26 protein-coding genes and 1 other annotated feature are annotated in these 25,306 nt (G+C 49.3%); of the genes, 9 read left to right on the forward strand and 17 right to left on the reverse strand.

Translation table 11 applies throughout. From position 1 onward, the window contains the following. Positions 1–7: 7 nt before the first annotated feature. Positions 8–2,386 (reverse strand): phosphoenolpyruvate synthase, encoded by a 2,379-nt coding sequence (gene ppsA, locus ACJHWK_RS08705; protein WP_000069375.1) that lies wholly within the window; start codon positions 2,384–2,386, stop codon positions 8–10. A gap of 332 nt (positions 2,387–2,718) precedes the next feature. Here ppsA and ppsR point away from each other — a divergent pair, with 332 nt between their 5' ends. The 3 genes from ppsR to hemP all read left to right on the forward strand — a co-directional run bounded on the left by ppsR (position 2,719) and on the right by hemP (position 5,078). Continuing rightward, positions 2,719–3,552 (forward strand): posphoenolpyruvate synthetase regulatory kinase/phosphorylase PpsR, encoded by an 834-nt coding sequence (gene ppsR / locus ACJHWK_RS08710; protein WP_000368046.1) that lies wholly within the window; start codon positions 2,719–2,721, stop codon positions 3,550–3,552. A 156-nt stretch (positions 3,553–3,708) separates the two neighbouring features. After that, positions 3,709–4,755: a 3-deoxy-7-phosphoheptulonate synthase AroH gene (aroH, locus tag ACJHWK_RS08715; RefSeq protein WP_001520625.1), complete on the forward strand. Its 1,047-nt coding sequence runs from the start codon at positions 3,709–3,711 to the stop codon at positions 4,753–4,755. A gap of 131 nt (positions 4,756–4,886) precedes the next feature. Beyond that, the gene (hemP, locus tag ACJHWK_RS08720) at positions 4,887–5,078 is read left to right on the forward strand and encodes a hemin uptake protein HemP (RefSeq protein ID WP_001270810.1); all 192 of its coding nucleotides are present in this window, start codon (positions 4,887–4,889) and stop codon (positions 5,076–5,078) included. Between the two features lie 3 nt (positions 5,079–5,081). Here the strand turns inward: hemP and selO are convergent, their stop codons facing one another. From selO to thrS, 14 genes are all read right to left on the reverse strand, one after another. Beyond that, complete coding sequence (gene selO, locus ACJHWK_RS08725) at positions 5,082–6,518, reverse strand: protein adenylyltransferase SelO (protein ID WP_021517148.1); 1,437 nt, start codon at positions 6,516–6,518, stop codon at positions 5,082–5,084. 62 nt (positions 6,519–6,580) lie between these two features. Further along, entirely contained in the window at positions 6,581–7,294 is a 714-nt protein-coding gene (gene ydiV / locus ACJHWK_RS08730) for an anti-FlhDC factor (protein ID WP_001520627.1), read from the reverse strand. Between the two features lie 246 nt (positions 7,295–7,540). Continuing rightward, positions 7,541–8,005: a C40 family peptidase gene (locus ACJHWK_RS08735; RefSeq protein ID WP_170886362.1), complete on the reverse strand. Its 465-nt coding sequence runs from the start codon at positions 8,003–8,005 to the stop codon at positions 7,541–7,543. Positions 8,006–8,082: 77 nt separating this feature from the next. After that, the gene (gene btuD, locus ACJHWK_RS08740; protein ID WP_000029466.1) at positions 8,083–8,832 is read right to left on the reverse strand and encodes a vitamin B12 ABC transporter ATP-binding protein BtuD; all 750 of its coding nucleotides are present in this window, start codon (positions 8,830–8,832) and stop codon (positions 8,083–8,085) included. Then, entirely contained in the window at positions 8,832–9,383 is a 552-nt protein-coding gene (gene btuE / locus ACJHWK_RS08745) for a bifunctional thioredoxin/glutathione peroxidase (RefSeq protein WP_001154187.1), read from the reverse strand. The genes btuD and btuE overlap by 1 nt, the downstream gene beginning before the upstream one ends. Positions 9,384–9,445: 62 nt before the next feature. Beyond that, a complete protein-coding gene (btuC, locus tag ACJHWK_RS08750; protein WP_001520628.1) occupies positions 9,446–10,426 on the reverse strand; it encodes a vitamin B12 ABC transporter permease BtuC in 981 nt (326 codons plus the stop codon). 100 nt (positions 10,427–10,526) lie between these two features. Further along, positions 10,527–10,826: an integration host factor subunit alpha gene (ihfA, locus tag ACJHWK_RS08755; protein WP_001229265.1), complete on the reverse strand. Its 300-nt coding sequence runs from the start codon at positions 10,824–10,826 to the stop codon at positions 10,527–10,529. A gap of 4 nt (positions 10,827–10,830) precedes the next feature. Further along, a complete protein-coding gene (pheT, locus tag ACJHWK_RS08760; RefSeq protein WP_000672359.1) occupies positions 10,831–13,218 on the reverse strand; it encodes a phenylalanine--tRNA ligase subunit beta in 2,388 nt (795 codons plus the stop codon). Positions 13,219–13,232: 14 nt separating this feature from the next. Beyond that, positions 13,233–14,216: a phenylalanine--tRNA ligase subunit alpha gene (gene pheS / locus ACJHWK_RS08765; RefSeq protein WP_170886361.1), complete on the reverse strand. Its 984-nt coding sequence runs from the start codon at positions 14,214–14,216 to the stop codon at positions 13,233–13,235. A gap of 64 nt (positions 14,217–14,280) precedes the next feature. After that, positions 14,281–14,405 (reverse strand) — a sequence feature (Phe leader region). Next, positions 14,355–14,399 (reverse strand): pheST operon leader peptide PheM, encoded by a 45-nt coding sequence (pheM, locus tag ACJHWK_RS08770; protein ID WP_001386830.1) that lies wholly within the window; start codon positions 14,397–14,399, stop codon positions 14,355–14,357. (Overlaps the previous feature by 45 nt.) Before the next feature lie 116 nt (positions 14,406–14,521). Further along, entirely contained in the window at positions 14,522–14,878 is a 357-nt protein-coding gene (gene rplT / locus ACJHWK_RS08775) for a 50S ribosomal protein L20 (RefSeq protein WP_000124850.1), read from the reverse strand. A gap of 53 nt (positions 14,879–14,931) precedes the next feature. Beyond that, positions 14,932–15,129 (reverse strand): 50S ribosomal protein L35, encoded by a 198-nt coding sequence (gene rpmI / locus ACJHWK_RS08780; protein WP_001124225.1) that lies wholly within the window; start codon positions 15,127–15,129, stop codon positions 14,932–14,934. A 96-nt stretch (positions 15,130–15,225) separates the two neighbouring features. Beyond that, positions 15,226–15,768, reverse strand: a complete 543-nt coding sequence (gene infC, locus ACJHWK_RS08785) for a translation initiation factor IF-3 (protein ID WP_001700733.1) — start codon at positions 15,766–15,768, stop codon at positions 15,226–15,228. A gap of 3 nt (positions 15,769–15,771) precedes the next feature. After that, complete coding sequence (thrS, locus tag ACJHWK_RS08790) at positions 15,772–17,700, reverse strand: threonine--tRNA ligase (RefSeq protein WP_001144202.1); 1,929 nt, start codon at positions 17,698–17,700, stop codon at positions 15,772–15,774. 522 nt (positions 17,701–18,222) lie between these two features. Between thrS and espL1 the strand changes: the two genes are divergently transcribed. After that, on the forward strand, positions 18,223–20,121 hold the full coding sequence (gene espL1, locus ACJHWK_RS08795) for a type III secretion system effector EspL1 (RefSeq protein ID WP_170886360.1): 1,899 nt from the start codon (positions 18,223–18,225) through the stop codon (positions 20,119–20,121). 166 nt (positions 20,122–20,287) lie between these two features. Next, complete coding sequence (yniD, locus tag ACJHWK_RS08800) at positions 20,288–20,395, forward strand: small membrane protein YniD (protein WP_001142445.1); 108 nt, start codon at positions 20,288–20,290, stop codon at positions 20,393–20,395. Between the two features lie 52 nt (positions 20,396–20,447). Here yniD and ACJHWK_RS08805 read toward each other — a convergent pair whose 3' ends face one another. Then, positions 20,448–21,206, reverse strand: coding sequence for a YdiY family protein (locus tag ACJHWK_RS08805; RefSeq protein WP_000771396.1), 759 nt, complete (start codon positions 21,204–21,206; stop codon positions 20,448–20,450). 286 nt (positions 21,207–21,492) lie between these two features. Here ACJHWK_RS08805 and pfkB point away from each other — a divergent pair, with 286 nt between their 5' ends. From pfkB to ACJHWK_RS08820, 3 genes are all read left to right on the forward strand, one after another. Then, on the forward strand, positions 21,493–22,422 hold the full coding sequence (gene pfkB / locus ACJHWK_RS08810) for a 6-phosphofructokinase II (protein ID WP_000251740.1): 930 nt from the start codon (positions 21,493–21,495) through the stop codon (positions 22,420–22,422). Between the two features lie 100 nt (positions 22,423–22,522). Next, positions 22,523–22,813: a type V toxin-antitoxin system endoribonuclease antitoxin GhoS gene (gene ghoS / locus ACJHWK_RS08815; RefSeq protein ID WP_000146147.1), complete on the forward strand. Its 291-nt coding sequence runs from the start codon at positions 22,523–22,525 to the stop codon at positions 22,811–22,813. Positions 22,814–22,918: 105 nt separating this feature from the next. Next, positions 22,919–23,779: a fructosamine kinase family protein gene (locus ACJHWK_RS08820; RefSeq protein WP_001520632.1), complete on the forward strand. Its 861-nt coding sequence runs from the start codon at positions 22,919–22,921 to the stop codon at positions 23,777–23,779. A 40-nt stretch (positions 23,780–23,819) separates the two neighbouring features. On the opposite strand, the gene ACJHWK_RS08825 is transcribed toward ACJHWK_RS08820, so the two are convergent. Beyond that, on the reverse strand, positions 23,820–24,356 hold the full coding sequence (locus tag ACJHWK_RS08825) for a YniB family protein (RefSeq protein ID WP_000222172.1): 537 nt from the start codon (positions 24,354–24,356) through the stop codon (positions 23,820–23,822). A 146-nt stretch (positions 24,357–24,502) separates the two neighbouring features. Here ACJHWK_RS08825 and hxpB point away from each other — a divergent pair, with 146 nt between their 5' ends. Further along, positions 24,503–25,171, forward strand: coding sequence for a hexitol phosphatase HxpB (gene hxpB, locus ACJHWK_RS08830; protein WP_000106834.1), 669 nt, complete (start codon positions 24,503–24,505; stop codon positions 25,169–25,171). Positions 25,172–25,306 lie beyond the last annotated feature (135 nt).

The following is a 25,306-nucleotide window of genomic DNA, read 5'->3' on the forward strand; positions in this document are numbered from 1 at the left end:
ATTTATTTTATTTCTTCAGTTCAGCCAGGCTTAACCAGGTTTGCACCACGGTGTCCGGGTTCAGAGACAGGCTATCGATCCCCTCTTCCATCAACCATGCGGCAAAGTCTTCATGGTCGGACGGACCCTGACCGCAAATCCCGACATATTTGCCCTGTTTCTTCGCGGCACGGATAGCCATCGACAGCAATGCTTTCACCGCATCGTTGCGCTCATCGAACAATTCAGACACCACGCCGGAGTCACGATCCAGACCGAGCGCCAGCTGTGTCATATCGTTTGAGCCAATTGAGAAGCCGTCGAAATATTCGAGGAACTGCTCTGCCAGCAAGGCGTTGGACGGAATTTCACACATCATGATGATTTTCAGCCCGTTCTCGCCACGTTTCAGCCCCTGACGCGCCAGTTCTTCAACCACCGCTTTCGCCTGATCTACGGTACGCACGAACGGGATCATGATCTCAACGTTGGTCAGCCCCATGTCGTTGCGCACTCGTTTCACTGCTTCACACTCCAGCGCGAAGCAGTCGCGGAAGCTGTCGGAAACATAGCGGCCCGCGCCACGGAAGCCGAGCATCGGGTTCTCTTCATCTGGCTCGTAACGCTCACCACCGACCAGGTTCGCATATTCGTTCGATTTAAAATCAGAGAGACGGACAATGACGCGCTTCGGATAAAACGCGGCACCCAGCGTCGCGATCCCTTCAGTCAGACGACCAACGTAAAATTCACGCGGAGAATCAAAACCTTTCATCATCTCGCGGATTTCGTTTTGCAACTGCGGTTCCTGATCGTCAAACTCAAGCAGTGCGCGTGGGTGGACGCCAATCATACGGTTGATGATAAATTCCAGACGCGCAAGGCCCACGCCTTCGTTCGGCAGGCAGGCGAAGTCGAAAGCACGGTCCGGGTTACCGACGTTCATCATCACTTTCAACGGCAGATCCGGCATCGTTTCTACGCTGGAGCTTTTCACGCTAAATTCCAGCAACTCCGCATAGACGTAACCGGTATCACCTTCGGCACAAGAAACAGTGACGTTCTCACCGTCTTTCATCCGTTCTGTTGCATCTCCACAGCCCACTACCGCCGGAATGCCCAGTTCACGAGCGATGATCGCCGCGTGACAGGTACGACCGCCACGGTTGGTGACGATGGCAGATGCTTTCTTCATGATCGGTTCCCAGTCCGGGTCGGTCATGTCAGTAACCAGCACGTCGCCAGGTTCGATGCGGTTCATTTCGCTGATGTCATGGATGACTTTCACCGGACCCGCGCCGATGCGATGACCGATAGCACGGCCTTCGGCGATAATCTTACCCTGTGAATGCAGCGTATAACGCTCCATGACCTGACCGCGTGAGCGCACGGTTTCCGGACGCGCCTGCACAATGAACAGTTTGCCGGTGTGGCCATCTTTCGCCCACTCAATATCCATTGGGCGACCGTAGTGTTTCTCAATTTGTACGGCCTGTTTTGCCAGTTCCTGCACTTCTTCGTTGGTCAGCGAGAAGATGTCACGCTGTTCCTGCGGTACGTCTTCGATTTTAACCTGCTTGCCGTGCTCCTGGGTCGGCGCGTAAACCATGCGGATTTTTTTCGACCCCATGGTGCGGCGCACGATAGCCGGGCGATTCGCCGCCAGTGTCGGTTTATGGACGTAAAACTCATCCGGGTTAACCGCACCCTGCACGACCATTTCACCAAGGCCCCATGCGGAAGTAATAAACACCACCTGGTCAAAGCCGGATTCGGTATCAATGGAGAACATCACGCCAGATGATGCGAGGTCAGAGCGCACCATCCGCTGAACACCGGCGGAGAGCGCCACACCACGGTGATCGTAACCCTGGTGCACACGATAAGAGATGGCGCGATCGTTAAACAGAGAAGCAAATACATGCTTCACTGCCACGAGAACGGCGTCAAAACCCTGAACGTTGAGGAAGGTTTCCTGCTGACCGGCAAAAGAAGCGTCCGGCATATCTTCTGCGGTGGCGGAGGAGCGCACCGCAAAAGAGGCGTTTTCGTCATCGGCGGAAAGCTGTGCATAGGCTTCGCGGATGGCGTTTTCCAGCTCAGGCTGGAAGGGAGTGTCGATAATCCACTGGCGGATTTGCGCGCCCGCTTTCGCAAGCTGGGTAACATCGTCAATATCCGTTTTATCCAGCAGTTCATAAATGCGCTGGTTTACGCCGCTTTGGTCCAGAAACTGGTTAAACGCGTCGGCGGTTGTGGCGAAACCATTCGGAACGGAAACACCCATTCCGGAAAGGTTAGTAATCATTTCACCCAGGGAGGCATTTTTGCCCCCAACCCTGTCTACATCATTCATGCCGAGTTGGTTATACCAAAGCACCAGCGGTGACGAGCCATTGTTGGACATCGAACAATCCTTTTGTGATAAATGAACGGTTTGAGAAACACATTTCTGCGCATTTATCTTTGCATATTTAACCGGATGAAAAAAACGGTGAATCGTTCAAGCAAATATATTTTTTTACTTTTTAAGACTGATCCCAGCGTTGCGCAAATCTGCTCTCTTCGACAATTTCCACATAAACCATCGGTATAAACGAAACCATAAAATTGAAATGCTGTTTTCATAAAAAATAAAATTGAAGGTTCATTTTATAAACCAGACATAACGTTCTACGCTTCTGTGCGTTTTTAATTTATGCTTTCATAGAATTATGTCTGCATCACGGGAAGAACAAAATGGATAATGCTGTTGATCGCCACGTTTTTTATATTTCTGATGGTACGGCAATAACTGCGGAGGTATTAGGACACGCAGTAATGTCACAATTTCCCGTCACTATCAGCAGCATTACGCTGCCGTTTGTCGAAAATGAGAGCCGTGCACGGGCAGTGAAGGATCAGATTGACGCAATTTATCACCAGACAGGTGTGCGCCCGCTGGTCTTCTACTCCATCGTGTTGCCGGAGATTCGCGCCATCATCTTGCAAAGTGAAGGCTTTTGCCAGGATATCGTTCAGGCGCTGGTTGCCCCGCTACAACAAGAGATGAAACTGGATCCCACGCCGATTGCTCATCGTACCCATGGCCTGAACCCTAATAACCTCAATAAATATGACGCGCGTATTGCGGCGATTGATTACACCCTCGCCCACGATGATGGCATTTCGTTGCGCAATCTGGACCAGGCTCAGGTGATCCTGCTCGGTGTTTCTCGCTGTGGTAAAACCCCCACCAGTCTGTATCTGGCAATGCAATTTGGTATCCGCGCGGCAAACTACCCCTTTATTGCCGACGATATGGATAATCTTGTGCTACCCGCGTCGCTCAAACCGCTTCAGCATAAATTGTTCGGCCTGACTATCGACCCGGAACGTCTGGCGGCGATTCGCGAGGAACGTCGGGAGAACAGTCGCTATGCCTCGCTTCGTCAGTGCAGGATGGAAGTCGCGGAAGTGGAAGCGTTGTACCGTAAAAATCAGATCCCGTGGATTAACAGTACCAATTATTCGGTAGAAGAGATTGCCACCAAGATCCTCGATATCATGGGCCTTAGCCGCCGAATGTACTAGAGAACTAGTGCATTAGCTTATTTTTTTGTTATCATGCTAACTACCCGGCGAGGTGTGACACACCTCGCACTTGAAATCAGCTGCGATTGGTTTATCGTGATGCGCATCACTTCCCGGTAGTCCTGCCGTAGAAGCAACAAATTTCTGAGACTTGTAATGAACAGAACTGACGAACTCCGTACTGCGCGTATTGAGAGCCTGGTAACGCCCGCCGAACTCGCGCTACGGTATCCCGTAACGCCTGGCGTCGCCACCCATGTCACCGACTCCCGCCGCAGAATTGAAAAAATACTGAATGGTGAAGATAAGCGACTGTTGGTCATTATTGGCCCCTGCTCGATCCACGATCTCACCGCTGCAATGGAGTACGCCACCCGTCTGCAGTCGCTGCGCAACCAGTACCAGTCACGGCTGGAAATCGTAATGCGCACCTATTTTGAAAAACCACGAACTGTTGTCGGCTGGAAAGGGCTAATCTCCGATCCGGATTTAAACGGCAGCTATCGGGTAAATCACGGTCTGGAGCTGGCGCGCAAATTACTTTTACAGGTAAATGAGCTGGGTGTTCCTACCGCGACTGAGTTCCTCGATATGGTGACCGGTCAGTTTATTGCTGATTTAATCAGTTGGGGCGCGATTGGCGCACGTACTACCGAAAGTCAGATCCACCGTGAAATGGCTTCGGCACTCTCCTGTCCGGTAGGTTTTAAAAATGGTACCGATGGCAACACGCGGATTGCCGTGGATGCTATCCGCGCAGCCCGCGCCAGCCATATGTTCCTCTCGCCAGACAAAAATGGTCAGATGACCATCTATCAGACCAGCGGCAACCCGTATGGCCACATTATTATGCGTGGCGGCAAAAAACCGAATTATCATGCCGATGATATCGCCGCAGCCTGCGATACGCTGCACGAGTTTGATTTACCTGAACATCTGGTGGTGGATTTCAGCCACGGTAACTGCCAGAAGCAGCACCGTCGCCAGTTAGAAGTTTGTGAGGATATTTGTCAGCAAATCCGCAATGGCTCTACGGCGATTGCTGGAATTATGGCGGAAAGTTTCCTGCGCGAAGGAACGCAAAAAATCGCCGGCGGTCAGCCGCTCACTTACGGTCAATCGATTACCGACCCGTGTCTGGGCTGGGAAGATACCGAACGCCTGGTCGAAAAACTCGCCTCTGCAGTTGATACCCGTTTCTGAATGCGTGCCCATTCCTGACGGAATGGGCATTTCTGCGCAACTTGTTGTCTTCTCAACAAATTACTGCTTGCTCTGGCCCGCCATAATATTGATAATAAGAATCATTGTTATATCAATTATTATTAATCTTTATGCGTTATACGGATAGCAGAAAACTCACGCCTGAAACGGATGCCAATCACAAGACCGCTTCCCCGCAGCCCATTCGGCGAATTACCAGCCAGACACTGTTAGGTCCGGATGGCAAACTGATTATCGATCATGACGGGCAAGAATATCTGCTCCGTAAAACTCAGGCTGGCAAGCTGCTGTTGACCAAGTAGCCTTTAACTCGAGCAGCTGACTTCCAGCCGTTTACCCCAGTCAGGTGGACGACTGACATAGTCATCATCTCTGTCGCTGAAAGGATTTCGCAACGCCTCATGCAGGCGGTGCAATTCCGTCATATCACCCTTTTCTGCCGCTTCAATCGCCCGTTGCGCCAACCAGTTGCGCAACACCAGAGCTGGGTTAACGCTTTGCATCAGCTGCTGACGCTCACTATCGGTAACCTCGTCTTGTTGCAAACGTACCCGATAACGGGCAAACCAGTCATCAAATGCCGCACGATCGATAAACTCATCACGTAGCGGTGACGCCGCGCTGTGCTGCTCGGTCAGACTCAGCATGCGGAATGTGCGGGTATAATCGCTGCGCTCTCGCGCCATCAGACTGAATAATTCATTCAGTAGCGCGTTATCCTCTTTTTGCTCCGTCATGAAGCCCAGTTTCTGCCGCATCCGTTGTCCATAATGCGTCAACAAAACCTGCTGATAGCTGTCCAGGGCCTCATTCAGGGCATCTACGGCAACAAATGGTGACAATGTCTGCGCCAGACGCTGTAAATTCCACAACGCGACAGCAGGTTGATTATCAAAGCTATAACGCCCTTGATGATCCGAGTGATTACAAATAAAACCGGGTTCGTAATCATCAAGAAAACCAAACGGCCCGTAATCAAGCGTCAGCCCCAGCAGCGACATGTTGTCGGTATTCATCACCCCATGAGCAAAGCCGACCGTCTGCCATTGGGCAATTAACGATGCGGTACGTGCGACAACATCGGTAAACCAGAGACGGTATTTGTCCTCATCATCTGCAAGATGTGACCAGTAATGACGAATGGCAAAGTCAGCTAACTGACGAACCTTTTCCGGCTCGCGGCGATAGTAAAAATGTTCGAAATGACCAAAGCGCAGATGACTTAGTGCCACACGCATCAGCATCGCGCCTGGCTCCACCGTTTCCCGATACACTGGCGAATCGCTGGTGACGATACTTAAAGCGCGGGTCGTCGGAATGCCCAGATAATGCATCGCCTCACTGGCGAGACTTTCTCGTATCGTCGAACGTAAAACCGCCCGTCCATCACCCATTCGCGAATAAGGCGTCAGGCCAGCACCTTTCAGATGCCAGTCCATTGTAGTGCCATCAGCAAGCCGTTGTTCGCCGAGTAAAATGCCGCGCCCATCACCCAGTTGGCCCGCCCAGACGCCGAACTGATGACCACTGTAAACCTGCGCCAGTGGTGACATACCAGGCAGTAGGGTTTCGCCACCCCAGACACCTGCGCCATTTTTAAACAGTGACGATGGAATACCCAGCGTGTTAGCCAGTTCGGCATTATGCCAAATCAGCCGGGCATTATTTAAAGGCGTAGGGGAAAGTGTTGTATAGGTTGCTGGCAATTCATCGCGCCAGCGGGTAACAAAAGACAGGGTCATAGATCCTCCTGTTTGATAGTGTAGACGGTTACTCTCGTCTTAAACACCAGCAAACAGGAGGGTTATCGCTGAACCAACGTCGTTATCTGATTTACAGGAACGGCAGGCCACAGGCATCCCTGGAGAGCATGGAAATCAAAGGGGGTAATCTGTGCCATTATTTCTGGCGTATCAATGCCCCCCGCGATGATGCAATTGCAACAAGGGGAAATTTGCGCCTGGATCGCACGAATAAACGGTTCGAAGGAGCGATGCGTGATTTGTTGCTGAATAAAACTTTTATCCAGCATGACGCGGGTGAAAAGACCATCAAAAACCGCTTTCATTGTGCTATTGCCTGCGCCCAAATTACCTAACACAAGGGGATACATTTGCGATAAGGACAAAAGATCGCGATTATCTTTTCCTTCATTGAGATGCGGGTAATTCTCATTAATCAACAGTTCAATAAACGGATATTTTAATAGTTCGCCCGCGTAATTATCCCTGTCTAATAATAAAGTAGCCACTTGTGGGGTTAAATTAAGCCAGGCAAAGAGTTTATGTTGAATAAAAAAGTGTTGGCATGATTTTAGCAATTCCAACTGCTCAGAAAATAATTGCCAATGTTGCTCCTCGGTAAGTTGCGCTATAACCCGACTCGTCGGGATACGAACCGTACCATCTTCACTGGAGAAATGGGTAATTAACTCAACGCCGACAAGGTCTTGCTGGTTATCTCTTATCGGCAGGAAATAGCAATCAGAATGATAAAGATTCTCCAAAAAAATCTTCATGGTAACCGTCCCTCTCGAAGGATGTTTTTCAGTATCCGGTTAAAAGGGATGAGGCCATAAGACATAACAATTACAGAAGGAGTAACTTTCATTTGTTCCATGTTAACCACTTTTTCAGGGGTCCTTTTATTAGATTATCCTGATTATAAACGAATAATCCATTTACGGAATTTTTGTCTGTAAAATACTACTGTATTCAGGAGTAAATGGACGGAGATGTATCATCGCCGTCCATTTTTCGACATACTAGATTCGTCTCGCCTGCCAGAAATTTTTCTGCCAATAGACATTATCGAGTGAGGAACGCATCACTCCCTTGCTGGTAGAGGCGTGGATAAATTGGTTGTTGGTATCGTAAATACCTACATGCAAACCATTTTGTCCGGGGCCCGTTTTGAAAAAGACCAGGTCACCAGGCAGCAACTCGTCTTTATCAATTTTCGTGCCGATAGAGGCTTGTTGTTTGGTTTCACGGGGCAGCTGCAAATCGAAACGATCGCGCATCGTCACAACCACAAACCCCGAACAGTCCACACCGCGCCGCGTCATGCCACCATAACGATACGGCGTGCCATGCCAGCTCTGTAGCTGGTCGTTCAAACCGGCAATAACGGTAATCGAATCAGAAAGTCTGGCATTTGGCGGCGGTGCTTTATGGTGGCTACACCCGGCCAGAAACAGTGCTGTGATCAAAATAAGGCAGAAACGCATTCCGTACGGTTCCTCTGTTTTTTATTCTTGCATTAATTTAGCGTCTTAATTACCCGATTTTCAAGATACTAATGAAATCAGATGGTCGAAATCAGCATTCGGTGACCTTCGATATCCAGACGGCGAAAATTCATCCCATAGGCCTGCGCCAGATTTGGCGGCGTGAGCACCTCTTCTCTGCGTCCACTGGCCAGCATTTTTCCACCTTTTAGCAACCACGCCCGATGCGCATGACGCAATGTGTGGTTGAGATCGTGACTGCTCATCACAATCGCCAGTCCTTGCTGACACAGCGCGCTCAGAATTTTGTCTAACGCACTTTGTTGCGCAACATCAAGACTGTTCATCGGCTCATCAAGAAGCAGCAATTGACCTGCGGGATTGGCTTGTGGTGTGATTTGCAGCACCACCGCAGCAAGACGTACGCGTTGCCATTCACCGCCGGAAAGTTGATTGGTGCTACGTCCGAGTTTGTCATCAAGAGCCAGCGCCCCTGCGACATCATTCAGTAGTTCGGTACGCGTTTTATCGTGCTGATGCAGTGTCAGGTAGTGCCAGACCGGCATTGCAAACGGTGGCGTCTGTTGTTGTGAAAGATAGGCGCGATGCAGCGCGAGTTTTGTTGCGGACCATGCTTCCAGTGGTTGCCCCGCGAACTGAATGCTTCCCTTACCGCTGGTCATTCCGGCCATTCGCGCCAGTAAGGTACTCTTACCCGCGCCATTCGGCCCCACCAGATGCAGGATCTCCCCTGCCCGAACCTCGCCAGAAAGCGGCCCCAGGCGGGTAGATTCCGCAACATCCTGTAACTGCATCACAATAGACATTATTTTGCCAACGCCAGTTTAATGCTTTCCATCACAATGGGATCTTCCGGCGTCATATCCGGGGAAAAACGCTGGATGACCAATCCGTCCCTGCCAACTAAAAATTTCTCAAAATTCCATAAAATATCATCAGGGTACAGCGGTGCACGACCTTTGCTGACCATACGGGCATAGAATCCGCTCTCTTCCGGCGCGACTGCGGTCGGCGCTGCGGCAATCAATTTTTGATACAGCGGATGGCGTCCTTCGCCATTAACTTCAATCTTACTGAACATCGGGAACGTCACCCCCCATGTGGTGGTACAGTAAGTTTTAATCTCTTCATCGCTGCCCGGTTCTTGTTCCAGAAACTGGTTGCACGGGAATCCCAGCACCACAAAACCTCGATCGGCCCAGGCTTTCTGAATATTCTCCAACTGCTCATATTGCGGCGTTAAGCCACACTTTGAGGCGACATTGACAATCAACAGCACATTACCGGCGTACTTCTCCAGCGTGGTCACTTCACCGTCGATATCTTTCACTACGGTCGTCAGAATGGAATCTTGCATCGTTTCTCCTGGGTGTGGTCAGTAAAAATCTTAGCTTTTAATCATAGACCGTCTTTTTGCGGCTAACGTCCTGCTTTTAACAATAACCAGATAAACACCGGCGCACCCAACGTTGCGGTGACCACGCCAATAGGCAGCTCTGCGGCAGCTAATGCCAGGCGCGCTACAATATCGGCCAGCAGCAATGCGCTCGCCCCTGCCAGCGCGCAGCCGGGAAGTAATACGCGATGATCGGTTAAACCACACAGCCGGAGAATATGTGGGATAACCAGACCAATAAAGCCGATAGCACCCGCCAGCGCCACACTGACGCCAACCATCCAGCCGGTCGCTGCCACCAGCACATTGCGCCAGAACCACAGGGGTAAACCCAGTTGCCGCGCCGAGATCTCGCCAAGTGCTAACATATTCATCGGCCTGGACTGACAACAGATCCACAACAACACGGGGATCAATGCCAGCATCAGCCAGCTTTGCCGCCAGTCTACGCCGCCAAAACCGCCCATCATCCAGTACATCAGCTGACGTAAATCAACAGAGGTGGAAAAGTAGATAGCCCACGTCATTAGTGCGCTACAGATAATCCCTAATGCAACGCCAGCCAGCAATAACCGACTGGTCGAAAGATGACGACGGGCGAAACGTAAGAGTATTAAAGTGATGATAAGCGCGCCAGCAATCGCACACAGCCCTAGTGCCCAGTTTGGGAGTTGCCCTTGCCCAAGCAACACCGCGGCGATAAGCCCTACGCCTGCGCCGTTAGAGACGCCAAGTAGTCCAGGTTCTGCCAGAGGATTTTCAAACAACGCCTGCATTACTGCGCCGGATATAGCCAGCGCCGCACCAACCAGCAATACAGCCAGCGTACGTGGCAGGCGAATTTGCCAGACGAACAGTTCGCCACGAGGAGTAGACCAGTCACCGGGCGAAATCCATTGTTCACCGGCGCAAAGGCTTAAGAGAAGCGCCAGCAGCATCAAAACTGACAGGCATAATAACCAGCGAATATTTTGTCGCTGTTGTTGGCGGGCAAGTGTCAGCATGGTATCCGTTCTGCTGAAGTGTCATGGCGTTGATTTTACGGTGACTCTTCGACAGTGAAAAGAAAAAAGGCCGCAAAGCGGCCTTTTTAGTTAGATCAGATTACTCGTCTTTGGGCGAAGCGTTTTCGACCCGGCTTTTTAACTTCTGCCCGGGTCTGAAGGTCACCACGCGCCGTGCTGTAATGGGAATATCCTCGCCCGTTTTCGGGTTACGTCCCGGGCGTTGATTCTTATCACGCAGATCGAAGTTACCAAAACCAGAGAGTTTCACCTGTTCGCCGTTTTCCAGAGCGCGACGGATCTCTTCGAAAAACAGTTCAACCAGTTCTTTGGCATCCCGCTTGCTAAGCCCAAGCTTATCAAACAGATATTCTGACATTTCAGCTTTTGTAAGCGCCATAGGTTCAATCCCTCAATGATGCCTGGAATCGCTCTTTTAATGCCTCTACACATTTGGCGACGGTAGCGGCAATCTCCTCTTCTTCGAGTGTACGGCTGGTATCTTGCAGGATCAGGCTTATGGCGAGGCTCTTATACCCCTCCGCAACACCCTTACCGCGGTACACGTCAAATAAGTTTACGCCAACTACCTGATTTACGCCAACTTTCTTACATTCGGATAAAATATCCGCTGCGGGAACGTTTTCTGCGACCACCACCGCGATGTCACGACGGTTCGCCGGGAAGCGAGAAATCTCGCGCGCCTGAGGCACCACGCGGTCTGCGAGCTTGTTCCACTCCAGTTCGAACACCAGAGTGCGACCGTTAAGATCCAGTTTACGTTCCAGTTCAGGATGAACAACCCCAACAAAACCAATACGTTCACCTTTCAGATAAATCGCTGCGGATTGCCCCGGATGCAGTGCCGGATTCGCTTCTGCACGGAACTCAACCTCATTCAGTTTACCGGTCAGGTCGAGAACGGATTCCAGATCGCCTTTCAAATCATAGAAATCAACGGTCTCTTTTGCCAGGTTCCAGTGCTCTTCGTAACGGTTACCGCAAATCACACCGGCTAACATCAGATCCTGACGAATGCCCAACGGTGCCTGAGTATCTGGTACGAAACGCAGACCACTTTCGAAAATGCGCACACGGTTCTGCTGACGGTTCTGGTTGTACACCACGGTTGCCAGCAGGCCGGTCCACAGGGAAAGACGCATTGCTGACATTTCAACGGAAATCGGGCTTGGCAGCAGTAAGGCTTCAACGCCTGGATGGATCATCTGCTGCACTTTCGGATCAACGAAGCTGTAGGTGATCACTTCCTGATAGCCTTTGTCGTTGAGCAGCGTTTTCACGCGCTTGAGCGACAGATCTGCTTCGCGGTGAGTACCCATAATCAGGCTTGCCTGCACCGGCTCATCAGGGATGTTGTTGTAGCCGTAAACACGCGCGACTTCTTCGACCAGATCTTCTTCAATCTCCATGTCGAAACGCCAGCTCGGCGCAACTGCCTGCCATTCGTCTTTGCCTTCGGTCACTTCGCAGCCGAGACGACGCAGAATATCAGTTACCTGCTCATCGGCAATATGATGGCCGATCAGGCGATCCAGTTTGCTGCGACGTAAAGTAATGGTGGCTCGCTTCGGCAGCGTTGCTTCGTTGGTGATATCAATTACCGGGCCAGCCTCACCGCCGCAGATGTCGATCAGCAGACGGGTCGCACGTTCCATCGCTTTGTGCTGCAGTGCCGGATCAACGCCACGCTCATAACGGTGAGACGCATCGGTATGCAGGCCATGACGACGAGCACGACCGGTGATAGACAGCGGGCTGAAGAAAGCGCATTCCAGCAGGACGTTTTGCGTTTCGTCATTCACGCCAGAGTGTTCGCCACCAAAGATGCCGCCCATCGCCAGCGCCTTGTTGTGGTCGGCGATGACAAGGGTGTCAGCATTCAGCTTCGCTTCAGTGCCATCAAGCAGCACCAGCGTTTCGCCCTCTTTCGCCATCCGCACCACAATGCCGCCTTCAATGCGATCTTTATCGAAAGCGTGCATCGGCTGGCCCAGTTCAAGCAGTACATAGTTGGTGACGTCAACGACTGCATCGATAGATCGGATCCCGCAACGACGCAGTTTTTCTTTCATCCACAGCGGAGTTGGCGCTTTAACGTTAATGCCTTTTACCACACGGCCAAGATAGCGCGGGCAGGCTTCCGGCGCTTCGACTGTAATCGGCAGCGTGTCGTCGATGGTCGCACCAACCGGAACGATTTCCGGTTCAACCAGCGGCAGCTGGTTCAGCACGGCAACATCACGCGCCACGCCGATAATGCCTAAGCAATCGGCACGGTTTGGCGTTACGCTGATTTCGATGGTGTTGTCATCGAGTTTCAGGTATTCGCGGATGTCGGTGCCAATCGGCGCATCTGCAGGCAGCTCGATAATGCCGCTGTGATCGTCAGAAATTCCCAGCTCAGAAAAGGAGCACAGCATCCCTTCAGACGGTTCGCCACGCAGTTTCGCCGCTTTAATTTTGAAATCGCCCGGCAGAACAGCACCAATGGTCGCTACCGCCACACGCAGGCCCTGACGGCAGTTTGGCGCACCGCAGACGATGTCCAGCAGGCGATCGCCGCCGACATTCACTTTTGTCACACGCAGTTTGTCAGCGTTCGGATGCTGCGCACACTCAACCACTTCACCAACGACCACGCCGTGGAAGCTACCGGCAACCGGTTCTACACCGTCAACTTCCAGGCCCGCCATAGTGATTTGATTTGCCAGCGCATCGCTATCAATCGCCGGGTTCACCCATTCGCGTAACCACAGTTCACTGAATTTCATAATCTATTCCTGCCTTATTTAAACTGTTTGAGGAAACGCAGATCGTTTTCGAAGAATGAACGCAGGTCGGTGACGCCGTAACGCAACATGGTCAGACGCTCCATCCCCATTCCGAAGGCGAAACCAGAGTAAACTTCCGGGTCGATGCCAACATTACGCAGCACGTTCGGATGCACCATCCCGCAGCCCAGTACTTCCAGCCATTTACCGTTTTTACCCATGACGTCCACTTCTGCAGAAGGTTCGGTAAACGGGAAGTAGGAAGGACGGAAGCGGATCTGCAAATCTTCCTCAAAGAAGTTACGCAGGAAGTCGTGCAGCGTGCCTTTCAGGTTGGTAAAGCTGATGTTGGTATCAACAATCAGACCTTCCATCTGATGGAACATCGGCGTGTGAGTCTGGTCGTAGTCGTTACGATAAACGCGGCCAGGCGCGATGATACGAATCGGTGGCTGCTGAGCTTTCATGGTGCGGATCTGTACGCCAGAGGTCTGGGTACGCAGCAGGCGGGTAGCGTCAAACCAGAAAGTGTCGTGGTCAGCGCGCGCCGGGTGGTGACCAGGAATGTTCAGAGCATCGAAGTTATGATAATCGTCTTCGATTTCCGGCCCGGTTGCCACGGTAAAGCCAAGCTCACCGAAGAAACTTTCGATACGGTCGATGGTACGGGTCACCGGATGCAGACCGCCGTTTTCAATACGACGCCCCGGCAGGGAGACATCAATCGTTTCCGCCGCCAGACGCGCATTCAGCGCTGCGCTTTCCAGTTCCGCTTTACGTGCATTCAGCGCCTGCTGAACCTGCTCTTTCGCTTCGTTGATAACCGCACCGGCTGCCGGGCGTTCTTCTGGCGGCAGCGCACGCAGGGTCGTCATCTGAAGGGTTAAGTGCCCTTTTTTACCCAAATATTCGACGCGCACATTGTCTAACGCGGCAACATCTGACGCCTGGCTAATGGCCGCCTTCGCACTGGCAACCAGTTCTGCGAGATGTGACATGGTTTTCCTCATTGTGTCAGTGGTGACACTGGTTCGTTGGACTTAATTTTTTCAAAACGCGCATACAAAAAAAGCCTCCACTGGGAGGCTTTCAGGCGCTGTTTTCCGTTTCTCTTCTCACGCGCTAGCCTCCTGGAGTCAGGTGCTAAAGTAAAAAAAGAAGCGGAAAATAGCAGCATTCATTGCTTGCGTTACCTTTTGGTACTTTTCAAAAGACCTTTATTGAAAAGGCTACGGCGATAAAAGTCAATGTTTTGATGGCGTTGAAACGAAAAGAGGGAGACTAGCTCCCTCTTTCAACTGGCTTATGCCAGAGCTGCTTTCGCTTTTTCAACCAGAGCGGTGAACGCTACTTTGTCGAATACTGCGATATCAGCCAGGATCTTACGGTCGATTTCAACAGAGGCTTTTTTCAGGCCATTGATGAATTTGCTGTAAGAAATACCGTTCTGACGTGCTGCTGCGTTGATACGCGCAATCCACAGTTGACGGAACTGACGCTTACGTTGACGACGGTCACGGTAAGCATACTGACCAGCTTTGATAACAGCCTGGAAGGCAACGCGGTATACGCGAGAACGCGCACCGTAGTAGCCTTTAGCTTGTTTCAAAATTTTCTTGTGACGTGCGCGTGCAATAACACCACGTTTTACGCGAGCCATATGTGCTCTCCTGTATCTATATTCTAATTAAAAAGTTAAAAAACGTTAACGGCTTATGCGTACGGCAGGCACGCGATTACCAGGCCCAGATCGCCTTTGGAAACCATGGCTTTCGGACGCAGGTGACGTTTACGTTTGGTCGCTTTTTTGGTCAGAATGTGACGCAGGTTAGCGTGCTTGTGCTTAAAACCACCTTTACCGGTTTTTTTGAAGCGCTTAGCAGCACCGCGTACGGTCTTAATTTTTGGCATTTTAATAACTTCCACTTCGCATTGTTAATAAACGAAACAAAGGCGAACAATGCCTGTGAAGCCCAAAGGCTCCACAGACAGTGCTACTTGAAGGCCTTACTGTTTCTTCTTAGGAGCGAGCACCATGATCATCTGGCGGCCTTCGATCTTCGTTGGGAAGGATTCGACCACTGCCAGTTCTTGCAAATCGTCTTTCACGCGATTAAGCACTTCCATACCGATTTGCTGGTGCGCCATCTCACGACCACGGAAACGCAGCGTGATTTTGGCTTTATCACCCTCTTCGAGAAAGCGAATCAGGCTGCGGAGTTTTACCTGATAGTCGCCTTCATCTGTACCAGGACGGAATTTAATTTCCTTAACCTGGATAACTTTTTGCTTTTTCTTCTGTTCCTTAGAAGACTTGCTCTTTTCATAGAGGAATTTGCCGTAATCCATTATACGACAAACCGGCGGCTCGGCGTTAGGGCTGATCTCGACTAAGTCTACTCCGGCTTCTTCTGCTTTCTCCAGAGCTTCTCTCAGACTCACAATACCAAGCTGCTCGCCTTCCAGACCTGTTAAGCGAACTTCCTGGGCGCGAATTTCGCCATTGATACGGTTAGGGCGCGCCGTTTGAACTCGTTTTCCGCCTTTAATACCTTATTCCTCCAATTGTTTAAGACTGCGGCTGCGAATCTCTTGTTGCAGCTTCTCGATCACTTCATTTACGTCCATGCTTCCCAGGTCTTTACCACGACGGGTGCGAACGGCAACTTTGCCTGATTCCACCTCTTTATCACCACAGACCAGCATATACGGGACGCGACGCAAAGTGTGCTCGCGGATTTTAAAGCCAATCTTCTCATTTCTCAAGTCTGCTTTAACACGAATGCCCGCATTTGATAGTTTTTGCGTCAATTCGTTAACGTATTCAGACTGTGAATCGGTAATATTCATGATAACAACCTGAACCGGCGCAAGCCAGGTCGGGAAGAAACCAGCGAACTCTTCGGTCAGGATACCGATGAAACGTTCCATCGACCCAAGAATTGCGCGGTGAATCATTACCGGTACCTTACGCTCGTTGTCTTCGCCCACATAGGAGGCGCTCAGACGAGACGGCAAGGAGAAGTCCAGCTGTACTGTACCGCACTGCCATGCACGATCGAGGCAGTCATACAGGGTAAATTCAATTTTCGGACCGTAGAAAGCGCCTTCACCCAGTTGATATTCAAACGGGATGTTGTTTTCTTCCAGCGCAACCGCCAGGTCCGCCTCAGCACGATCCCACATTTCGTCGCTGCCAATACGTTTTTCAGGACGAGTGGAGAGTTTGACGACGATCTTCTCAAAGCCAAAAGTGCTGTACATATCATAGACTAAACGGATACATCCGTTAACTTCATCGCGAATTTGTTCTTCAGTACAGAAGATATGCGCGTCATCCTGGGTAAATCCACGTACGCGCATCAGGCCATGCAGCGAACCTGACGGCTCGTTACGGTGGCAGCTACCAAACTCGGCCATACGCAGCGGCAAATCGCGATACGACTTCAGCCCCTGGTTGAAAATTTGTACGTGACCCGGGCAGTTCATCGGCTTAATGCAGTATTCACGGTTCTCAGAAGACGTGGTGAACATTGCATCTTTGTAGTTGTCCCAGTGACCGGTTTTTTCCCACAGGACACGGTCCATCATGAACGGACCTTTAACTTCCTGATACTGGTACTCTTTCAGTTTAGAACGAACAAACACTTCCAGTTCACGGAAGATGGTCCAACCGTCGTTGTGCCAGAAGACCATACCCGGCGCTTCTTCCTGCATATGGTACAGGTCGAGCTGTTTACCGATTTTACGGTGGTCGCGTTTCGCGGCTTCTTCCAGGCGCTGCAGGTAAGCGTTAAGTGCTTTTTTGTCTGCCCACGCCGTACCGTAAATACGTTGCAACATTTTGTTGTTGCTGTCGCCACGCCAGTAAGCCCCTGCCGTTTTCATTAGTTTGAAATGATGGCAGAAACGCATGTTCGGTACGTGCGGACCGCGGCACATATCGACATATTCTTCATGGAAGTACAGACCTGGCTTGTCATCATGGGCGATGTTTTCGTCAAGAATGGAGACTTTGTAGCTCTCCCCACGGTTGGCGAAAGTTTCACGCGCTTCGTGCCAGCTGACTTTCTTCTTAATGACGTCGTAGTTTTTCTCAGCAAGCTCATGCATCCGCTTCTCGAGTGCTTCGACATCTTCCTGGGTTAACGTGCGGTCAAGATCAACGTCGTAATAAAAACCGTTGTCAATAACCGGGCCGATTGCCATTTTGGTATGCGGCCAAAGTTGTTTAATCGCGTGCCCTAACAGGTGCGCACAGGAGTGACGAATGATCTCCAGACCTTCTTCGTCTTTGGCGGTAATGATCGACAGTTGTGCGTCGTTTTCAATCAGATCGCAAGCATCAACCAGTTCGCCATTAACGCGCCCTGCGATACAGGCTTTCGCCAGACCTGGACCAATGTCCAGCGCAACATCCATGGGGCTTACAGCGTGGTCGTAATGGCGTTGGCTGCCATCAGGAAGAGTTATAACAGGCATTTTATATCCTTATTTGCAGTGGTGACCCACACGAAAGATCACATACAAAGAAAAATTTGTTTATTAACAGTTCATTGCGAAACCATCTAGCCAACAAATGCTAAATTGGTTCGCAATCAGGTACACAAATGAAAGACATTAACCTCTCACCTTCCACCCGGTGGAACGATGTTAACACTAAAAAAAGGGAGATTGTACCTTTCCGTTTCACATTGATTCGATTCGCAATTCGTTTGTAGTGAGTACACCAGCAAAACGCTTAAAGAACCACTGATAACATCACGGAGCGTCTGAAAGGTTTACTGCGAGCGGATTTGCAGCAGCATAAACTGAATCCAGCAAAGTTCGTTGCGTGATTTGGCGGTACTATTTAAACGATCATAAGATTAATGACGAAGTGGTCATATCACAATGATAAAAGTGACACAATTCTTATAGCAATTTTTCGTGCACATTTCGTTCTGGCGATAATAATTAATCATCATCCTCAAAACCTCCAGACATATATAAGGCGAATAGATTATGAGTCAAAACGACATTATTATCAGAACTCATTATAAGTCTCCTCATAGAATGCACATCGATAGCAACATACCAACGCCTTCATCAGAGCCTATTAATCAATTTGCGCGCCAACTCATCACCCTACTTGATACCTCTGACTTAAGTTCGATGCTGTCATACTGTGTTACTCAGGAATTTACCGCAAACTGTCGAAAAATATCACAAAATTGTTATTCCACTGCCCTTTTTACCATTAACTTTGCCACTTCACCCATCCATGCAGAAAATATACTCATTACATTACACTATAAAAAAGAAATCATTTCCTTATTACTGGAAACCACGCCTATTAAAGCTAACCATTTGCGAAGCATACTGGATTATATTGAACAGGAACAGTTAACTGCCGAAAATCGTAACCATTGTATGAAACTGTCTAAAAAAATCCATAGAGAAAAAACTATACAACCAACAGTAAATCTCAATGGTAGTGCATTTTTTTTGCAATCTCCTTCTGACGCTATTTTTTGTCGCCATCTGTCATTGCAATACGCCCTTGATTCACTGAGAAATGGAAAAGGCAAAGTCAATCTGATTAAACATTACTCCTCCGTTGAATCCATACAGCAGCATGTCCCCTTAGTCCGGGACGCGGAGTTCAGATCATTACTTCGCCATCCTCCTGCAGGGAGTCGCGTTATCGCGAGTAAGGATTTTGGCTTCGCTTTAGATATTTTCTTCTGTCGAATGATGGCAAACAATGTCAGTCATATGTCCGCGATTTTATATATAGACAATCATACTTTGTCAGTAAGGCTACGAATAAAGCAGTCAGTGTATGGGCAATTAAATTATGTTGTGTCCGTTTACGACCCGAACGATACCAACGTTGCCGTCAGAGGCACCCACAGGACAGCACGGGGCTTTCTCTCGCTTGATAAGTTCATCAGTTCAGGTCCCGATGCTCAGACCTGGGCTGATATGTATGTTCGCAACTGTGCAATTGCTTTTCTGCCCCTATTACCTGAGGGAGTTCCAGGGGCTATTTTCACGGGTATCGCGACACGAATGCCATTTGCCCCTATACATCCATCGGCAATGTTGTTAATAATGGCCACAGGCCAGACTCAACAGCTTATTACATTATTCAAACAGTTACCCATACTCCCTGAAAAAGAAATCATTGAAATAATAACTGCGCAGAATAGCGTTGGTACACCTGCTTTATTTCTGGCTATGATGAACGGACATACTGACAACGTAAAAATATTTATGCAAGAAATTCAGTCACTGGTAGATAATCATATCATTCATGAAGATAATCTGGTTAAATTACTGCAAACTAAAAGTGCTAACGAAACACCTGGACTCTATATCTCCATGTTGTATGGATTCGATGAAATAATCGATATCTTTCTGAATGCATTAACCACTCCAATAACACAAGAGCTTTTAAGCAAAAAAATGGTGATGGATATTTTAGCAATGAAAACACGTGATGGTGAGCCAGGATTATATGCCGCAATGGAAAATAATCACCCTTTGTGTGTCACACGGTTCCTCTCTAAAGTTTATGGAATCGCTGTTAAATATAACCTCAGCAAAATTAACATTATGAATTTATTAAAAGGCGCAACAGCACATGGAACCCCTGCTTTATACATCGCCATGCGCAAGGGTAATAAAGACGTCGTGTTATCTTATATATCAACGCTGGGTACTTTTGCAAAAAAATATTCTTTTAGTCAATGTCAGTTATTCACATTGTTGGCCGCTAAAAATCATGACAACATGTCAGCTGTTCATATAGCCATTCATCATAATCATTATAAAACTGTAGAAACATATTATGCTGCTATAAACGTAATCAGCCAAAGCCTGAGTTTTAGTGCTGATGAACTAAAGACGTATTTATAACCAGACATTTATATATCGATACATAATTTTATTTTTTTCATAAACCGCAAAAACAGTGATCAGGTGTACAACGCCACCCGACGGCTGTAATAACAAAAAATCCCTTGATGCCTGTCCCTTTTGTTACACTTCGTTATCACGCACAAGAGATATGCAGGACACTGGTATGCCGACTAAACGCTTTGATAAAAAACACTGGAAGATGGTGGTGGTGCTACTGGCAATTTGTGGCGCTATGTTGTTGCTACGTTGGGCAGCAATGATTTGGGGCTGAGCAGTGACAAACGAAGACAGCCAGACCGCATAACACGGTCCGGCAGATAATTTTACATGCTGTAGCCCAGCGATAAGGTTGTCCGACGATCGGTATGTTCCGGTGCAGACTCTGGAGGTTCAGAGTTCCATGTGACGTTGTAAGCCACCTTCAGTCCAAAATGTTCATTAATAGCAACATTTAATGCGCTTTCGGAGTTCAGCGTTGTGTCTTCCGCGCCAAAGACGGAAACACCCTGCGTAAATTTAGCGTTGTCAGTCAACTGCCATGCATAAGCCCCGGAGGCATAACCCAGCGGCTGGGTTTCACTGGCATTATCGGTATATTTGTCGTAACGCACACCTGGACCGAATTCAAAGCGGAAACTGTGTACCGGGCCATTCAAAAACTGGCGACCATAACCCGCGGTCAACACATCGCGCTCTCGATAGCCGTTATAACGGTCTGTCAACCAGCTTGCCTGCCCAAATAAATAGTCATAATCAGTTAAATTAAAACGGCTACGCCCGCCCGCGGCATATTTTTCTGAAGAACGCTCATCATTAGAAGAAGTATTACTGGCGTTCCCCCACAGCGACCAGGCAGTGGTTTGTCCATACCAGGTCATGGTGGTGTCAGCCGTAAGTGAGGAGCTTTTCGTATTGCCTGATTGTGCAAGATATCCTGCGTTCAGATTACCTTCGAAAGGTTTTTTAGCGCTGGCAGGATCGTCCATGACAGTAAAAACGGAATCATCGGCAGCTGCATTCAATGACGCAAACATGCCCCCCGCCAACATAACGATGGCAGGAACTGTCTTCAAAAGCTTCATTTATCAAGAGTCCGTACAACAAAAAAAGAGACCATCGCGGTCCCGGAAACTTTCTTAAGGATCAAAGATTAGCGTCCCTGGAAAGGTAACGAATTATAAAAAGGCTTGAATAACTTAGCAATGTATTCTTATTTCATTTTTTGAATAAGCATGTGAAGAAAACAGATTTTTATTTATATATATTTATCTGCAAAATTTTAAATAAAGCTCTAATAAATCATATTGTTAATTTCTTCCCTTTCCGCTGATTCGGTGCCAGACTGAAATCAGCCTATAGGAGGAAATGATGGTACGTATCTATACGTTGACACTTGCGCCCTCTCTCGATAGCGCAACAATTACCCCGCAAATTTATCCCGAAGGAAAGCTGCGCTGTACCGCACCGGTATTCGAACCCGGAGGCGGCGGCATCAACGTCGCCCGCGCCATTGCCCATCTTGGAGGCAGTGCCACAGCGATCTTCCCGGCGGGTGGTGCGACCGGCGAACATCTGGTTTCACTGTTGGCAGATGAAAATGTCCCCGTCGCTACTGTAGAAGCCAAAGACTGGACCCGGCAGAATTTACACGTACATGTGGAAGCAAGCGGTGAGCAGTATCGTTTTGTCATGCCAGGCGCGGCATTAAGTGAAGATGAGTTTCGCCAGCTTGAAGAGCAAGTTCTGGAAATTGAATCCGGTGCTATCCTGGTCATAAGCGGAAGCCTGCCGCCAGGTGTGAAGCTGGAAAAATTAACCCAACTGATTTCCGCTGCGCAAAAACAAGGGATTCGCTGCATCGTCGACAGTTCTGGCGAAGCGTTAAGTGCAGCACTGGCGATTGGTAATATCGAGTTGGTTAAGCCTAACCAAAAAGAACTCAGTGCGCTAGTGAATCGCGAACTCACCCAGCCAGACGATGTCCGCAAAGCCGCGCAGGAAATCGTTAATAGCGGCAAGGCCAAACGAGTTGTCGTTTCCCTGGGTCCACAAGGGGCGCTGGGCGTTGATAGTGAAAACTGCATTCAGGTTGTGCCACCACCGGTGAAAAGCCAGAGCACCGTTGGCGCTGGTGACAGCATGGTCGGCGCGATGACACTGAAACTGGCAGAAAATGCCTCTCTTGAAGAGATGGTCCGTTTTGGCGTAGCTGCGGGGAGTGCAGCCACACTCAATCAGGGAACACGCCTGTGCTCCCATGACGATACACAAAAAATTTACGCTTACCTTTCCCGCTAACTGAAACATTCCCCCTGCATTGGGGGAATCACCACCAACCTGTCGGCAACGCGTTTCTCCGACTATGCTCAAAAGTCATGTGATAACAAAGGGGTGAACTATGGCCAGTGGCGATCTTGTCCGTTATGTCATAACCGTCATGTTGCATGAGGATACATTGACTGAAATTAACGAGTTGAATAATTACCTGACTCGCGACGGTTTTTTGCTCACCATGACGGATGATGATGGAAATATCCATGAGCTGGGGACTAACACTTTTGGACTTATCAGTACCCAAAGTGAAGAAGAAATTAGAGAACTGGTTTCGGGGCTTACCCAAAGTGCAACCGGTAAAGATCCTGAAATCGCCATCACGACCTGGGAGGAATGGAATAGCAACAGAAAATAAATGGTTTTTGGGCAATAATCAGTCTGTGGTGTGCTTTAGCTCGTGTTTTTACACCGCATTCTTGCGCTAACCTTATGATCTGGCAGACAACATGGGAGAGACATCATGTGGCAGGCAATCAGTCGTCTTTTGAGCGAGCAGTTAGGTGAAGGCGAAATCGAACTGCGTAATGAACTGCCTGGCGGAGAAGTCCATGCCGCATGGCATTTGCGCTATGCAGGACGTGACTTTTTCGTCAAATGTGATGAAAGGGAACTGCTTCCCGGTTTTACCGCCGAAGCCGACCAACTGGAGTTACTGTCGCGTAGTAAAACCGTCACCGTGCCTAAGGTTTGGGCAGTTGGCGCTGACCGTGACTACAGTTTTCTGGTGATGGATTATCTCCCACCTCGCCCGCTGGATGCGCATAGCGCATTTATTCTTGGTCAGCAAATTGCGCGTTTACATCAATGGAGCGACCAACCACAATTTGGCCTCGATTTTGATAACTCGCTCTCCACAACTCCGCAGCCCAACACCTGGCAACGTCGCTGGTCAACGTTTTTTGCTGAACAACGGATTGGCTGGCAGTTGGAACTAGCAGCAGAGAAAGGGATCGCTTTCGGCAATATCGACGCCATCGTAGAGCATATTCAGCAGCGTCTGGCCTCGCATCAACCGCAGCCTTCTCTGTTGCATGGCGATTTATGGTCCGGCAACTGTGCGCTGGGTCCGGATGGCCCGTACATTTTCGACCCGGCCTGCTACTGGGGTGACCGAGAGTGCGACCTGGCGATGTTACCGCTGCATACTGAACAGCCGCCACAAATCTATGACGGCTATCAGTCAGTATCCCCGCTACCTGCCGATTTCCTTGAACGTCAACCGGTTTACCAACTCTACACGCTGTTAAATCGTGCAAGGTTATTTGGCGGTCAGCATTTGGTTATTGCTCAGCAGTCACTGGATAGATTATTAGCAGCATAATATGGGGTGAGGATAATGGCCGCTCCGTGCGGCCTTTTGATTAAATAAACCCCAGCAGAGAAAAGAACACATAACCTGCAGCAATACAAATAACCGGCAGGATATACAGCGAGAAAAACTGCAGGAAAATAGTATGGTGCGGCACAACAATACGTGACTCAATTTGTTCACGCGTTAGCCCCTCTTCCCCTTTGGCTTTTTCCAGAATGAGTTGATCTTCAACACCTTCCCGCAAGAAGCGCGCCTGGCGACTCATCCGGGCACCGGAATCCTGCAACGCCAGTCCGACAAAAATCAGGATGAAAATCACCCAGAACATAACGTTCACGCCACCATTAAAATTGGGCGTCGGGGAGTTATACCAGAACAGATTCAAAAAAGGCGTATTCGCCTGCATCATATCGATCATGACATGAGTAAAGTCGAGCATGACCGCATTAATGCCTTCCTGGTTTTCCTGCCGGGTATTCATAAATTTCAGCAAAGAAATCAGTGTAGAGATCAATGCAGGTATAAAAATCACCCAACCCAAAATCCTTTTCAAAACAGCAATGCGTCCAGCTTGTTGATACGTCATGAGTTCTCCTTGATTAAGACGCGTCGTTTCACTTAGTTTACCTGTAGATATCTGTTTTCGCCCATTCTTTAAAGGCGATATGATAGGCGCTTAATCATAAGCACGGCTTAATACTTTACACATAATGCTCTAAAGGAGAGGTTGTAATGTCAACCCCGCGTCAGATTCTTGCTGCAATTTTTGATATGGATGGATTACTTATCGACTCAGAACCTTTATGGGATCGAGCTGAACTGGATGTGATGGCAAGCCTGGGGGTGGATATCTCCCGTCGTAACGAGCTGCCGGACACCTTAGGTTTACGCATCGATATGGTGGTCGATCTTTGGTACGCCCGGCAACCCTGGAATGGGCCAAGCCGTCAGGAAGTAGTAGAACGGGTTATTGCTCGTGCCATTTCACTGGTTGAAGAGACGCGTCCATTATTACCAGGCGTGCGCGAAGCTGTTGCGTTATGCAAAGAACAAGGTTTATTAGTGGGACTGGCCTCCGCGTCACCACTACATATGCTGGAAAAAGTGTTGACCATGTTTGACTTACGCGACAGTTTCGATGCCCTCGCCTCGGCTGAAAAACTGCCTTACAGCAAGCCGCATCCGCAAGTATATCTCGACTGCGCAGCAAAACTGGGCGTTGACCCACTGACCTGCGTGGCGCTGGAAGACTCGGTAAATGGCATGATCGCTTCTAAAGCAGCCCGCATGCGTTCCATCGTCGTTCCTGCGCCAGAAGCGCAAAATGATCCACGTTTTGTATTAGCAAACGTCAAACTCTCATCGCTGACAGAACTCACCGCAAAAGACCTTCTCGGTTAATGACCAGGGGCAGTGATCACACTGCTCCTGGTTCTTTATCTGAATTTGCATTCAACTGACGGATTAATCGTCAATTTAAGAGAAAGAGTTACACCGTCACCACTTCCGTGCACTGTATAAAAATCCTATACTGTA

The organism is Escherichia sp. WS547 (assembly GCF_046486065.1).
Classification (GTDB): domain Bacteria; phylum Pseudomonadota; class Gammaproteobacteria; order Enterobacterales; family Enterobacteriaceae; genus Escherichia; species Escherichia coli.